Source organism: Priestia megaterium, assembly GCF_023824195.1.
Classification (GTDB): Bacteria; Bacillota; Bacilli; order Bacillales; family Bacillaceae_H; genus Priestia; species Priestia megaterium_D.
Genome location: NZ_CP085442.1, coordinates 2,006,825 through 2,020,021 on the forward strand (window position 1 = coordinate 2,006,825; position 13,197 = coordinate 2,020,021).

The following is a 13,197-nucleotide window of genomic DNA, read 5'->3' on the forward strand; positions in this document are numbered from 1 at the left end:
ATTACAAACTAATCAAAACTATCCCAATAGAGTAAACCCTATTGGGATAGTTCTGTTTTCACGAAATTGCTATAATTAGAGTGTCCCATATGACTTATCCCAAAATGGAGGTGGGAAAATGCGTAAAATAGGGTATTGTCGAGTAAGTTCATCAGATCAAAATCCTAAAAGACAAATTATACAGCTGCAAGAAATAGGCTGTGAAATTATTTATCAAGAACATACCTCTGGAGCTTCAACAAACCGTCCTGAATTACAAAAAATGTTAAGTGATTTGAAAGAAGATGACACTATTCATGTTACAGATTTGACCCGTATAACTAGAAGTACAAAAGATCTATTTGAGCTTATAGATTATATAAAGGAAAAGAGAGCTAACCTTAATTCTTTAAAGGATAATTGGCTTAACCTTTCGGAAAATAATCCTTATAGTCACTTTCTTATTACAGTAATGGCTGGTGTAAATCAATTGGAAAGAGATTTGATAAGGATGAGGCAAAGAGAAGGAATTGAGCTTGCTAAGGAAGAAGGAAAGTATCAGGGAAGATTGAGAAAATATCATGAAAAGCATGCTGGAATGAATTACGCAATAAAACTTTATAATGAAGGAAATATGACTGTAAAACAAATATGCGATATCACCAATGTATCTAGATCAGCTTTATATAGAAATATAAAAAATAATAAATCAAGTTTATTGAAATGATTTATTAAAAAACTTGTTATAAACACTTATAAGGGGAAACATGTTAACACTGTTTCCCTTATAAGCCTTTCATTTCTTAAGCTGTCTTTACTTCTAGTTAAGTACAATACTCGTCATTAAACCTAGATAAATACTTATAAGAAAACAGAATCCAAAAAAAACGGCTAATACGGGAATTGTTTTCTTATAAAAGCTAAGAAAAATCATAAAAAGAAACAGAATCCCAAAGGAAAAAGCAACTATCCCTTGTAATGAAGCTATTATTTCTAAATTGACTGGCGTTTTAATAGAGCTCCCAAGTAAATCTATAACCCACCTCGCTGCACCTTCAGATTTGACTGTAAGATTAATATCATGTGGTGGGGAAATGTGCCTAAAATTCCTGTGAAAAAGAAAACCACTAGGATACTTATGCACTCTGCTTTTACCCAAGGTTTGGGATAGGGGAAAAAGCCAATTGGTGGTTAGCTACTACTTGCAGTTTTCCTGTGCTGTAATTTACTTTTACGTCTTGTATATCTTTTAAAGTCTTTAGAATTTTTTCAATAGTAGCAGCACAAGCAGGACAATCCATTCCATATACTCGATATTCGTTTTTTTCTCCTGTTCCATCTGAAACATGTTCTTCCTCTTCAGATGCTGAACTGTAACTACAACAACTTGACTTAAGTTGTAGATGTTCTTCTTTAGTTAAGGCAATACTATCTGAGCTGCAGCAACTATCTATCTTTATTTCACTTGACGTGTTGCTGCTACAATAAGTTGATTGTTGTTCTTTAGGTTTTTCCTCAACTACCTTAGAGCTGCTTAAACTACAACAGCTTGATTTCTTCTGATAATCTTCCTCTTTTAATAAAGCAATACTATTTGAACTACAGCAACTATCGCTTTTCACTTCATTTTCTAATTTTGTTGAAGGGTTGCTACTGCAACAACTTATATTTGATTCATCTTGTTCATTTTTGTGTGCCATTTCTTCCAACTCCTCATATAGTAAGAAAAGCTTAAATCGTAATTTCTTCCTTCTCAGTAAACAGGACTTGAATCAACTGCTTAATATGTTCATCATTCAAAGAATAAAAAGCTAGTTTTCCTTCTTTACGGTAGCTTGCAATTCCCATATTACGAAGAAGTCTCAAATGATGAGAAGCTGTTGCTACTGTAGACCCAACAATATTAGCTACGTCACAAACACATAATTCTTCTCCCTTATACAAAGCAAGGACAAGCTTCAATCTTGTTTCATCTGCTAAAGCTTTTAAGGTCTTCGTTACACCTTGAGCTTTCTCAACATCTATAGAAGACTTAATACGATTAACTTTTTCTTCGTTATAACAATAAATATCGCAACGGTCTTTTGCCATAATTTCCTCCTTATATTCAAACATTCAAATGTGTATTTGTTTATAATGTATGCCATTTTCAAAGAGTGTTCAAATGTTTATTTGATTATTTTTTGAAACAAGAACTAAATTGATTATAAAAAAACATATGCTGGGTAACAGAGGATAGTTTAAGGTTGATGCAAAAAGGGGGAAAGACATGAAATGTCTTAAAGCATTGAAAGTATTTTATGTACTTTTAGCTGTAGTGGGAGCCATTCTAGCTATCGTTTCTTACTTTCAGCATTCACTTTACTTGAAGTCATTTGGCCTTGTTTTGTTAGGAGCATCGCTCATTTTTAATGGTTACGCTACTCATTTAGAGTGGAAAGGAAAAGGGCCCTTTCTATACATGGGCATAGGTCTAATAGTGATTGTGATAGCTATAGGTGGATTCACTGAGGCATGGTAACTATTAATGTTAATGAAGAAAAGTATATATAGTTAAACTATATATAGAATGTTTTAAATTCTAACATCTAAGAACAACCTAACTATCCTCATTTCTAATAAAGTTGTCTTTCCAAGTTTTATCTCTTATTTATGTAGTAGGTTCTTATTTAGCTGCTCGTTATATAACGAAAAGAAAAGCAATGAAAAAGAAATGAGCACAAACAGCATAAGATTTAAGCAATAAAAAAGGGCAAACCTTTTGGATTTGCTCTTTTTTATGAGTGGATACTCTTCTTTCTATTGAACATCTTTAAAACCTAGGTATGATTGCTTTTTCTTCGAATAGGTTAATTGTAAATACCAATATAGCCGAAAGGAAGTAACAGTTATGCATATAGAAATGAATTTGTTATTCACTATAGGTTCATTACTTGGCTTGTTAGTAGGTGGTGGCCTCCTTAAAATAGTAAGCTATGTAGTTCAGGGAAGGATCCAGTTTATGTATGCCATTTGTGGAGGAATATTATTAGGATTATTGTTCTTCGATATCCTTCCTTCTACTTGGCATATATACGACCTACAAGGAGTGCTATTAGGAATTGTTGTAGGATATATCATCATGCTATGTATTGACCTCTTTTTGCATAAACAAAATAGTGAAATTTCACCTTTACAGGCACTCATTTTATTAACAGTAGCTATATTCTTTCATAATGTAATTACTGGTATTACATTCGGTATAACCGATATACACCAGTCAACTTCTGTGTTTGTAGCCACCATTTTACACCAGATTCCAGAGGGCATGGCAATCATGACTGTTCTTTCTGTAGCAAAAGTACCGCAATTATTCTTTTTACTAATTATAATCTTCTTATCTCTATCCTTAGGTGGTAGTTTATTAATTGGAGAAAGCGTACAAGCTTCCTCACTTAAATTACAAGCTTTATCGACTGGGGGAGCAATCGGTACATTGTCCTTCGTTATCTTTCATGAAGTAATAGGCAAGGCTATAACTCATTTTAGACGTCTACATGTATGGATGCTTATAGGCTTAGGGGTATTAATTATTTACTTTTATCAGTATTCCCTTTCACTGTTTCACGGTCATTAAAGGGATTTTGTTATGAGTTGTTTTAAAAACGACAAGAATGATGGATATACCTTGTAGGTTGAACTTTTCCTTACTATTATAGAGTTAGTTACTAATATAATAGTAGGAAAGGGTGTCTTAGTTGCATAAAAAGTCTTTAGTTGTATTAATCATGTTAATAGTAAGCATAGTTTCTACAGCTTGTTCAAGTTCAAGTACAAGTGAAGAAACGGCTAGTAAGGAAAAAACAAATGCTACAGAGAAAGAGCATCAACAACATTCCGAACACGTTAGTGGTGACATTAGGGAAGAAACAGCAAGCAATGAAATCTTGCCTGAATTTTTAAAGAATAAATCAGAAGATATGCAGGTTATTTATGCAAGTGTTGCCCAAAATAAAGAACTATTAGAGAATATTCCATGCTATTGTGGATGTGGAGAATCGGCAGGACATAAAAATAACTATGATTGCTTTATCTATGAGAATAAAGAAAATGGAAAGGTAGTATGGGATGACCATGGAACAAAATGTGGGGTTTGTCTTGAAATTGCAGCACAGTCAGTTTCTGATTTAAAGTCAGGAAAATCAATCAAACAAATCCGTCAATCAATTGATGAAAAATATAAAAGTGGATATGCAAAACCAACACCTACTCCTGAAATTTAAGTTCGAGTTCCTCAATAATAAACAATATTATGATTTATCATAAAAGAATCCCCAGACAATATTGCTGCCTGGGGATTCTTTTATTCAGGTTTGTTATTTGCATTTGAATCTGGTGTGAAAGAAGGTTTATACCCCTTATATTTTACTGCTGTGACCATTCCGGCCGAAGCATGATGTAAATCATGACAGTGAAACATCCAGTTTCCAGGACTGTCAGCCTTGAATGCCACAACATATTCTTCACCTGGTTTAACATTCAGCGTATCTTTCATTAGTGGTGAACCTTCTATCGGCTTTCCGTTTTTACTCAACACTTGAAAGAAATGTCCATGTAAATGCATTGGATGATCAGCTGATTTAGATGTGTTTTTCAACGTTACTTTAACTACATCACCTTCTTTTACATTTAAAGGTTCAGTATTAGGATAGGTTCTATTGTTGATTGTATAAACCATACTATTGTCTTTCATAGCTGTACCAAGATTCATTTTATATTCAACGTCGTATTTACTATCAAGAGAAAATTCACTTTTTGTAGTTTTACCATATTTAGTGATATCTACATTTGGTATAGATTCTTCTGGATTTAGTTTATCATTAGCTTTCTTTGAGTTATCATAAACGATTTTAGCAACCATATTTTTAGTAGCATCGGTATCATCATGAGATTCAATATATGATGTACCAGGGTTGTTAGCTTTGAATACTAAATCGTATCGTTCACCTGGAGCAACTGTCACCGTTTGATCTTTTATAATAGCAGGATTGTTAATTGGTTGCCCATCTGTTGAGACAATTTTAAATTCATATCCATGTAAGTGTATCTTATGAGAGATATATCCTGCATTGACTAAGCGAATTTTTACTGTATCTCCTTCAGTAACTTTTAGGGTTTCCATATTATTTGCACTTTTTCCATTAATGGTATAAAGATCATACATGCTCATATCATCTTCCATATCCATATTCATATTCATTCCATCCATGCTTTCGGTTGAGTTATCTGTATCGTTCTTATTTTCTTCACTTGTCATGGATCCATGATCCATACCTTCCATGCTACTCTCACCGGACGAAATCCATTCATCTAAAACAAGTGTATAATCTTTATCTACTTTTTCTTCATTTTTTCCTTCTACAATCAGCGTTCCATATAAACCTTTGTCTATTTGATTGACGCTATCCTGATGTGAATGATACCAATATGTTCCCGGAACAGAAGCTGTAAATTCATAAATGAATGTTTTACCCGGCTGTACAGCATTCATAGTGACTCCAGGAATCCCATCTTGACTATTTGGAACAGGAAGTCCATGCCAGTGGATTGTTACAGGTTCAGATAATTCATTTTTTAAGTTGATTTTAACCTTATCTCCTTGTTTGACTCGAATTTGGGATCCAGGGACAGAACCATCATATGTCCAAACAGGTAATTTCGTTCCATTACCAAAATCATGTGTAGCTTCTTTAGCAGTTAGAGTGAATTCCTTTCCTGTCTTTACTTGTGTTGTTCGAGTAGAAGGGAATTTTTCTTTTTTACTTTGTTCTCCCTTGTTTGTATTATCCATGTTAGACATATCGTGATTGTTCCTGTCTTCTTCTTTCATGTTAGACATATCATGCCCTTTCATACTGTCTTCACTATTAGAGCAAGCAACTCCAATGACAACTAACAATGCTAAAATTAAAGTAAGCCATAACTTTTTCACTACAGCACCTCCATATTAATTTAAATATGTCTACAATGTAATTTATAATTGTGCAGAATGTTTGCAGATACTGTAAATAATTAATGGCTTACGAAATTTGTCTAAAGATAATTTTGAATTATTACCCAATCTGCACACTTTCTTCACATATTTTTTCTAAAATTTGTTGAAGGCTAAGTTAAAGGACGTGAAAACATGAATAGACTCTCATTAAAACTTGGCTTATTGTTTCTAGCTTTCATTCTATTGATTGAGGTTGGCTTATTTTTTTATCTATATACTGGGCTGGCTGGCACGAGAATTTCAGAGGAATTAGAAAGTTTAAGACTACGAGGGAACAGTCATCGTGAGGTATTAGAGAAACACCATGATTCTGCTCCCCTAAGCCATGTCGCTTTGATGGAATCAGAAGCAGAGACAGATGTAATTATTACAGATAAAGATGGAAAAATTATACGGACTTCTAGTCCTTTAGTAAAAGGAGCTAGAAAAGCTGTAGAACAATGGCAAGGCTATTCTCTTAGGTATAAAGGGGAAATTATGCAAGGGGATTGGAAAAACAAACCCTATATTGCAACTGCCTCTCCCATTAGAATAAACCAAAAAAACGTCGGAACTGTGTACATGTTTGAAAATACTAAAGATATACAAGATATGATAGCTAGGCTTCAACATCATTTTTATATAGTCGGAGTTATTTCAGTGTTATTTTCAATTATCACTGTTTTTGCGCTTTCTAAATTTATAACACTCCCTCTTATAAGAATGAAACAAGCAACTCAAAAGCTTAGTCAAGGAGATTTTTCTGTAAAGCTGGGTGCACATTCAAGAGATGAATTGGGCCAGTTAGGAACATCTATTCAAATCCTTGCTAATGAACTACATCGTTTAAAGGAAGAACGTAACGAATTTTTAAGTAGCATATCACATGAACTACAAACCCCTCTTATGTACTTAAAAGGGTATGCTGATGTAGCGAAACGCCAATCAAACAGTGAAATGGAAAGAAATAAATACCTTAATATCATTGAAGAGGAAGCTCAAAGGCTATCTCAACTAGTTAAAGATCTATTTCAACTTGCTCAACTTGATCAACATACATTTTTAATTCAAAAACAGAATGTAAAATTATACTCCTATTTACATCATATAACTCAGCATTTTGATCTGGCCTTAAAAGAAAAAGATATTCAACTACATTTAAATTGCCCACGAGAAATTGAGGCGAATATTGACCCTGAAAGATTCCAGCAAGTTGTTGTTAACTTATTAGATAATGCATTGAAGTATTCTGATAATGGATCCGAAATTTTAGTAATAGTGCGAGAACTACCTAAAAAAGTTACGATCACCTTTAAAGATCAAGGAGGAGGAATTCCTTCAAAAGATCTTCCCTATGTCTTTGATAAATTATATAGAGTAGAAAAATCACGATCAAGGAAAAGTGGGGGTTATGGTTTAGGATTATCTATTGTAAAAGAAATTGTGGAAGCTCATGGAGGAGAAGTCACAATAGAAAGTGGAGTAGGAAAAGGCACTATGGTTGAAATCTTGTTAAGAGAGGATGGTTAGAATGCCAACTATTTTGTTAGTTGATGACGAATTAAGGATGTTAGATTTACTTGAACTTTATCTTACTCCAAATGGTTTTACATGTATTAAATTTGATTCTGGAGTTGAAGCGTTAAACTATCTAGAAGAAGGAAATGAAGCTGATTTAATGCTTTTGGATATTATGATGCCCGATAAAGATGGATGGGAGATATGCCAGGAAGTTAGAAGTAGTTCCAAGATTCCAGTAATAATGCTAACCGCGCGTAATCAAACCGTTGATATAATAAAGGGTTTGAATACAGGAGCTGATGATTATATCGTTAAACCTTTTAGTGAAGGAGAACTGATTGCTCGTCTTAGAGCAGTATTAAGGAGAGCTTCAACGGAAAATCAGGAGATTAACTATAAAGGGTTATTATGGAGTCGAGAAAATCACCTGTTAAAATATGAAGATCAAGAAATACAAGTGACTCCAAAAGAGTTTAAATTAGTAGGATTACTCTTACAATACCCAAATAGAGTGTTTAGTCGTGAAGATTTATTAACCTCAGTATGGGGGTACGATGCTGAAATTGAAGGAAGAACAATTGATTCACATGTGCGAAATGTAAGAGATAAACTACGTAAAGCCAACTTTCCTGTAGATAACCACCTTCAAACTGTGTGGGGATTAGGCTATAAATGGGTAGACAGCAATTAGAGCAAGTTGTTGTTGAGTGGTTATCTACCAATGAACTTATAGCCATATTAATTAGTCTATCCCTTAACATAGTCATAAGTATTTTAGGCATTATACCTAGTATATTTCTTACGGCTGCAAACTTGAAAATATTTGGTTTTTGGGAAGGGACTGTCATTTCATTTTTTGGAGAAGTTATAGGAACTAGTGTATCTTTTTGGTTATATAAAAAGGGATTTAAATCATTTTTAAGAGACAAGACGCGAAATCATCCTAAACTAGATAAACTCTTATCAACTACAGGGAAAGATGCTTTTTTTCTAGTTATAGGTCTGCGTCTATTGCCTTTTATACCTTCCGGATTGGTTACATTCCTTGCTGCTGTTGGAAATATGAGCTTTTTAATATTCTTCTTAGCTAGTACTTTGGGAAAGATCCCTGCCATCGTCTTAGAATCCTATTCAACATATCAAGTAGTAAATCTAACGTTAGAAGGAAAATTAATTTTAGCTGGGGCAGCTCTGTTTTTAATTCTCTATACTGTAAGGCGTAAAAAATCTAACAAATAAAATATTATTGCTCCTTAGATTAACAGAACAATCCGAATGTATGGAGGATGTTCATGAAAAATAGACGGGAAAGAAGGCCATCTAATCAGCCGGATCGGTATACGAAACGATCAGTATTTGCTTTTGTTATGATTTGTTTATTCCTTATAGCCATATTAATTCTAAATCCAGCTTCAAGTAGTTATATTTATACCAACCCTCTAAATCAGTGGTTAAGAAGTTATCCGGCGGAATCCATGATGTACGTAATGGGGACTGAAAATAAGCATTTTAGACAAGTACTTCCAAAAGGGGTTGAGCCCCCTAACGTTTTATCCGTTACTGTTGAGATGTTTACAGGTATTCAGCCACAGCGAATCGCTACCCTTCTTTTAGATGAAGTCCCTGGTTTTAAAACGTTTGATACAAAAATAATAGTGGCAGGTGAAGGAACAAACTACAGCAACCTTCCTATCGAATCTTCTCCACCTATGGATGTGTTATTAAAAGAAAGAGAATTATCTAAAGAAAATCTACAGGAATTAGAAAAGACTGAACAAAGTACGGAACATAAACACGAAGAGCCTTCAAAGAGTACAGAAGGTAAGAAAGTAGCCTTCATTTATCATACACATAGCCGTGAATCTTTTTTGCCTTATTTAAAGGGAGAAGATAATCCAGATAACGCCCATGACTCTAAAGTGAATATTATGTTGGTAGGTAAAAAATTAGGTGAACAGTTAGAGCAAAAAGGAATTGGAACTGAAGTAAATACAACTGATGTAGTAAAAGAGTTAGAATCAAAAGGATTAGATTATCGTAGCTCCTATAAGATGACCAGAGAAATTTTACAAACATCTACTAATCAAAATAGAAATTTAACTTTCTTTTTTGACTTACATCGAGATTCTCAAAGAAGAGCTATTACAACAAAAGAAATTAAGGGTAAAGATTATGCCAGATTATTTTTTATTATTGGTACCGAATATAAGAATTATGAAAAAAACTTACAGTTCGCAAAAGGGTTAAATAATCTTTTGGAGAAGAATTATCCTGGCATATCTAGAGGTATATTTGAAAAAAATAAAAGTCAAGGAAATGGCGTGTACAATCAGGACTTATCAACACATTCCATTATTATAGAAGTTGGTGGAGTTGATAATACGATGGAAGAAATGTACCGGACAACAGATGCGTTAGCAGAAGTAATAGCAGAATATTACTGGCAAGCAGAAGCAGTAACAAATCAATAAATAGACAATCTTTCATAGAAATAAATTTTTAAACGAACCCCACAATATTTTCTGCCTTTTGTGGGGAATTTCTTAATTTTTTTAAAAAAAGGGCTTTTTACCCTTCACATAGGGTAGGGGGGTACCGTATAATGTAATTAAGAAAGGAGGAAATTAAATGGATGAATTAGAAAAAATCACTGACAATGATAGTTGTTGTTCTATAAATAATGAACGTAGAAGTCATCACTCTCCAGAAGTGAAGAAAAATCTAACCAGTAGATTGAATCGTATCGAAGGACAAATTCGAGGGATTAAAGGATTAATTGAGAAAGATACTTATTGTGACGATGTAATTACTCAAATTGCAGCTGTACAATCTGCTTTAAACGGTGTAAGTAAGATATTACTTGAAGGACACCTTAAACACTGTATAGTTGAGCGTGTTCAAGAAGGCGATAAAGAAGTAGTAGATGAATTATTGACAACAATTAAACGACTAATGAAATAAAAAAGGAGATGTTAAGAATGGAAAAAGTAACGTTAACAGTTAGAGGAATGTCTTGTGGTCATTGTGTGAAATCTATTGAAGGAAGTGTTGGTGAACTTAACGGTGTACAACATGTAGAGGTAAATCTAAATGAAGCAAAGGTAACCGTTGAATTTGATCAAAACAAAGTATCGTTAGAATCAATTAAAGAAGCTATTGATGACCAAGGTTATGAAGTAGCCTAAATAAAATAGCGTGCGAATTTTTCCGCACGCTTCCTTTAGGAATCGAATATACCTAATAGGGGTATAATAGGAGGTTATAAAATGAGCGAACAGCAAAAAGAAACCACTTTACAAATTAGTGGCATGACCTGTGCAGCTTGTGCAAACCGTATCGAAAAAGGATTAAAGAAAATTGATGGTGTTCAGGATGCTAACGTAAATTTTGCATTAGAAAGATCAACCATTGTATACGATCCATCAAAAACAACTACTCAAGATTTTGAACAAAAAATTCAAAAATTAGGTTATGACATTGTAAATGAAAAAGATGAATTTAGTATTACAGGCATGACTTGCGCAGCTTGTGCAAACCGAATTGAAAAAGGATTGAATAAATTAGAGGGAGTCTCAAAGGCCACAGTCAATTTCGCATTAGAAACAGCAACAGTAGAATATACCCCCTCCCAGGTAAGTACAATAGAAATGATTCAGCGCGTAGAGAAACTGGGATATGGAGCTACATTAAAGTCAGAAGAAAAAGAAGAAGACATGAATCATAGAGAAAGGGAAATCGAAAAGCAAAAAGGGAAGTTTTGGTTTTCACTCATTCTAAGTTTTCCTTTGTTATGGGCAATGGTTAGTCACTTTTCTTTTACTTCGTTTATTCCATTACCATCCATGCTAATGAACCCTTGGGTTCAATTGGCTCTAGCAACTCCAGTGCAGTTTATTGTAGGTAAACAATTTTACGTAGGTGCTTTCAAAGCACTTCGTAATAAAAGTGCCAATATGGATGTTCTCGTAGCTTTAGGAACGAGTGCAGCGTATTTCTATAGTTTATATGTTTCAATTAAATCAATAGGCTCAAACGCTCCAATGATTGAACTATATTATGAAACAAGTGCCGTATTACTCACACTTATTATATTAGGTAAGTTATTTGAAGCAAATGCTAAGGGGCGTTCTTCCGAAGCCATCAAAAAACTTATGGGATTACAGGCAAAAACAGCAACTGTTTTACGAAATGGTGAAGAAGTTGAGATTCCCATTGAAGAAGTACAATCAGGAGATATTGTTTATGTAAAACCGGGTGAAAAGGTGCCTGTGGATGGGGAAATAGTAGAAGGTCAATCAGCTTTAGACGAATCCATGTTAACAGGAGAAAGTGTTCCAGTAGACAAAACTATTGGAGACGCAGTTATTGGAGCAACAATTAATAAAAACGGATTTTTAAAAGTGAAAGCAACAAAAGTCGGAAGAGATACAGCTCTAGCACAAATTATTAAAGTAGTAGAAGAAGCTCAGGGTTCAAAAGCACCTATTCAGCGATTAGCTGATCAAATTTCGGGCATATTTGTTCCAATTGTAGTGGGTATAGCTGTTGTTACCTTCTTAGTTTGGTATATCTGGGTTCAACCAGGTGATTTTGCTTCAGCCCTAGAGAAATTAATTGCCGTATTGGTAATTGCTTGTCCATGTGCATTAGGGTTAGCAACTCCTACTTCTATTATGGCCGGGTCAGGTCGTGCAGCAGAGTTTGGTATCTTGTTTAAAGGTGGAGAACACTTAGAAACTACTCATAGAATTAATACCATTATCTTAGATAAAACAGGTACAGTTACAAACGGTACTCCTGAACTGACCGACGTATTTGTAGCAAGTGGAATTGAAGAACAGGAATTTTTAGAATTAGTAGGTTCAGCTGAACGACAGTCTGAGCATCCTCTTGCTCAGGCAATTGTTGAAGGAATAAAGGCAAAAGGAACTGAACTCGTTAGCCCTTCATCATTTGAAGCCATTCCTGGCTTTGGAATTAAGGCTACTGTAAATGAGAAAGAGTTATTAATTGGAACACGTAAACTAATGAATCAAAACAATATCCAAATTGATAATGATTTAGAAAAAATGATTGAGTTAGAACGTGAAGGAAAAACAGCTATGCTGGTTTCTATAAATGGTCAATATGCAGGATTAATTGCTGTAGCTGATACCATCAAGGAAACTTCTAAAGAAGCTGTAGCTCGATTAAAAGAGATGGGCCTAGAGGTTATTATGATTACAGGTGATAACAAGCAGACTGCCCAAGCAATTGCTCAACAGGTAGGTATTGAACACGTGATTGCTGAAGTATTGCCTGAAGGTAAAGCAGAAGAAGTAAAGAAACTTCAACAGCAAGGTAAAAAAGTAGCGATGGTCGGAGACGGGATTAATGATGCACCTGCTTTAGCATTAGCAGATATCGGAATGGCTATTGGTACCGGTACAGATGTAGCAATGGAGGCTGCTGATATTACCTTAATGCGTGGTGATTTAAACAGCATTGCTGATGCTATCTATATGAGTAAAAAGACAATCCAAAATATTAAACAAAATTTATTCTGGGCATTTGGTTATAACACGTTAGGTATACCGATTGCTGCGATTGGTTTATTAGCTCCCTGGTTAGCAGGCGCAGCAATGGCTTTTAGTTCTGTTTCTGTCGTTCTGAATGCACTAAGATTGCAAAGAGTTAAATTATAA

At 34.3% G+C, this 13,197-nt stretch carries 14 protein-coding genes; 11 read left to right on the forward strand and 3 right to left on the reverse strand.

Going from position 1 to position 13,197, the window contains the following annotated elements; translation table 11 throughout:
* Positions 1-118: 118 nt before the first annotated feature.
* Positions 119-706 (forward strand): recombinase family protein, encoded by a 588-nt coding sequence (locus tag LIS78_RS10105; RefSeq protein WP_252285086.1) that lies wholly within the window; start codon positions 119-121, stop codon positions 704-706.
* Positions 707-1,130: 424 nt separating this feature from the next.
* On the opposite strand, the gene LIS78_RS10110 is transcribed toward LIS78_RS10105, so the two are convergent.
* Positions 1,131-1,679 carry a cation transporter gene (locus LIS78_RS10110; RefSeq protein ID WP_252285087.1) on the reverse strand — a complete coding sequence of 183 codons (549 nt, stop codon included), beginning with the start codon at positions 1,677-1,679 and terminating at the stop codon, positions 1,131-1,133.
* A gap of 31 nt (positions 1,680-1,710) precedes the next feature.
* Positions 1,711-2,070 carry an ArsR/SmtB family transcription factor gene (locus LIS78_RS10115; protein ID WP_286676953.1) on the reverse strand — a complete coding sequence of 120 codons (360 nt, stop codon included), beginning with the start codon at positions 2,068-2,070 and terminating at the stop codon, positions 1,711-1,713.
* Positions 2,071-2,248: 178 nt separating this feature from the next.
* On the opposite strand from LIS78_RS10115, the gene LIS78_RS10120 reads away from it, so the two are divergent.
* The 3 genes from LIS78_RS10120 (at position 2,249) to LIS78_RS10130 (ending at position 4,241) form a co-directional block, all read left to right on the forward strand.
* On the forward strand, positions 2,249-2,500 hold the full coding sequence (locus LIS78_RS10120) for a hypothetical protein (protein WP_252285088.1): 252 nt from the start codon (positions 2,249-2,251) through the stop codon (positions 2,498-2,500).
* 369 nt (positions 2,501-2,869) lie between these two features.
* Entirely contained in the window at positions 2,870-3,595 is a 726-nt protein-coding gene (locus tag LIS78_RS10125; protein WP_252285089.1) for a ZIP family metal transporter, read from the forward strand.
* A gap of 121 nt (positions 3,596-3,716) precedes the next feature.
* Positions 3,717-4,241: a PCYCGC motif-containing (lipo)protein gene (locus LIS78_RS10130; RefSeq protein ID WP_434092343.1), complete on the forward strand. Its 525-nt coding sequence runs from the start codon at positions 3,717-3,719 to the stop codon at positions 4,239-4,241.
* Between the two features lie 80 nt (positions 4,242-4,321).
* Here LIS78_RS10130 and LIS78_RS10135 read toward each other — a convergent pair whose 3' ends face one another.
* Positions 4,322-5,950 (reverse strand): multicopper oxidase family protein, encoded by a 1,629-nt coding sequence (locus LIS78_RS10135; protein ID WP_252285090.1) that lies wholly within the window; start codon positions 5,948-5,950, stop codon positions 4,322-4,324.
* 195 nt (positions 5,951-6,145) lie between these two features.
* Here LIS78_RS10135 and LIS78_RS10140 point away from each other — a divergent pair, with 195 nt between their 5' ends.
* The 7 genes from LIS78_RS10140 to LIS78_RS10170 all read left to right on the forward strand — a co-directional run bounded on the left by LIS78_RS10140 (position 6,146) and on the right by LIS78_RS10170 (position 13,197).
* Positions 6,146-7,522 carry a sensor histidine kinase gene (locus LIS78_RS10140; RefSeq protein ID WP_252285091.1) on the forward strand — a complete coding sequence of 459 codons (1,377 nt, stop codon included), beginning with the start codon at positions 6,146-6,148 and terminating at the stop codon, positions 7,520-7,522.
* A 1-nt stretch (position 7,523) separates the two neighbouring features.
* Positions 7,524-8,204 (forward strand): response regulator transcription factor, encoded by a 681-nt coding sequence (locus LIS78_RS10145; RefSeq protein ID WP_252285092.1) that lies wholly within the window; start codon positions 7,524-7,526, stop codon positions 8,202-8,204.
* Positions 8,186-8,752, forward strand: coding sequence for a TVP38/TMEM64 family protein (locus LIS78_RS10150; RefSeq protein ID WP_252285093.1), 567 nt, complete (start codon positions 8,186-8,188; stop codon positions 8,750-8,752). The genes LIS78_RS10145 and LIS78_RS10150 overlap by 19 nt, the downstream gene beginning before the upstream one ends.
* Positions 8,753-8,805: 53 nt before the next feature.
* Complete coding sequence (spoIIP, locus tag LIS78_RS10155) at positions 8,806-9,984, forward strand: stage II sporulation protein P (protein ID WP_252285094.1); 1,179 nt, start codon at positions 8,806-8,808, stop codon at positions 9,982-9,984.
* Between the two features lie 157 nt (positions 9,985-10,141).
* Positions 10,142-10,474, forward strand: coding sequence for a metal-sensitive transcriptional regulator (locus LIS78_RS10160; RefSeq protein WP_252285095.1), 333 nt, complete (start codon positions 10,142-10,144; stop codon positions 10,472-10,474).
* 17 nt (positions 10,475-10,491) lie between these two features.
* Positions 10,492-10,698: a copper chaperone CopZ gene (copZ, locus tag LIS78_RS10165; protein ID WP_252285097.1), complete on the forward strand. Its 207-nt coding sequence runs from the start codon at positions 10,492-10,494 to the stop codon at positions 10,696-10,698.
* Positions 10,699-10,779: 81 nt separating this feature from the next.
* Positions 10,780-13,197, forward strand: a complete 2,418-nt coding sequence (locus LIS78_RS10170; RefSeq protein ID WP_252285098.1) for a heavy metal translocating P-type ATPase — start codon at positions 10,780-10,782, stop codon at positions 13,195-13,197.

Excerpts from the sequence above, each read along its gene's own strand:
- LIS78_RS10105 (WP_252285086.1), top strand. The coding sequence starts at position 119 with ATGCGTAAAATAGGGTATTGTCGAGTAAGTTCATCAGATCAAAATCCT.
- LIS78_RS10110 (WP_252285087.1), bottom strand. The coding sequence starts at position 1,679 with ATGGCACACAAAAATGAACAAGATGAATCAAATATAAGTTGTTGCAGT.
- LIS78_RS10115 (WP_286676953.1), bottom strand. The coding sequence starts at position 2,070 with ATGGCAAAAGACCGTTGCGATATTTATTGTTATAACGAAGAAAAAGTT.
- LIS78_RS10120 (WP_252285088.1), top strand. The coding sequence starts at position 2,249 with ATGAAATGTCTTAAAGCATTGAAAGTATTTTATGTACTTTTAGCTGTA.
- LIS78_RS10125 (WP_252285089.1), top strand. The coding sequence starts at position 2,870 with ATGCATATAGAAATGAATTTGTTATTCACTATAGGTTCATTACTTGGC.
- LIS78_RS10140 (WP_252285091.1), top strand. The coding sequence starts at position 6,146 with ATGAATAGACTCTCATTAAAACTTGGCTTATTGTTTCTAGCTTTCATT.
- LIS78_RS10145 (WP_252285092.1), top strand. The coding sequence starts at position 7,524 with ATGCCAACTATTTTGTTAGTTGATGACGAATTAAGGATGTTAGATTTA.
- LIS78_RS10150 (WP_252285093.1), top strand. The coding sequence starts at position 8,186 with ATGGGTAGACAGCAATTAGAGCAAGTTGTTGTTGAGTGGTTATCTACC.
- spoIIP (WP_252285094.1), top strand. The coding sequence starts at position 8,806 with ATGAAAAATAGACGGGAAAGAAGGCCATCTAATCAGCCGGATCGGTAT.
- LIS78_RS10160 (WP_252285095.1), top strand. The coding sequence starts at position 10,142 with ATGGATGAATTAGAAAAAATCACTGACAATGATAGTTGTTGTTCTATA.
- copZ (WP_252285097.1), top strand. The coding sequence starts at position 10,492 with ATGGAAAAAGTAACGTTAACAGTTAGAGGAATGTCTTGTGGTCATTGT.
- LIS78_RS10170 (WP_252285098.1), top strand. The coding sequence starts at position 10,780 with ATGAGCGAACAGCAAAAAGAAACCACTTTACAAATTAGTGGCATGACC.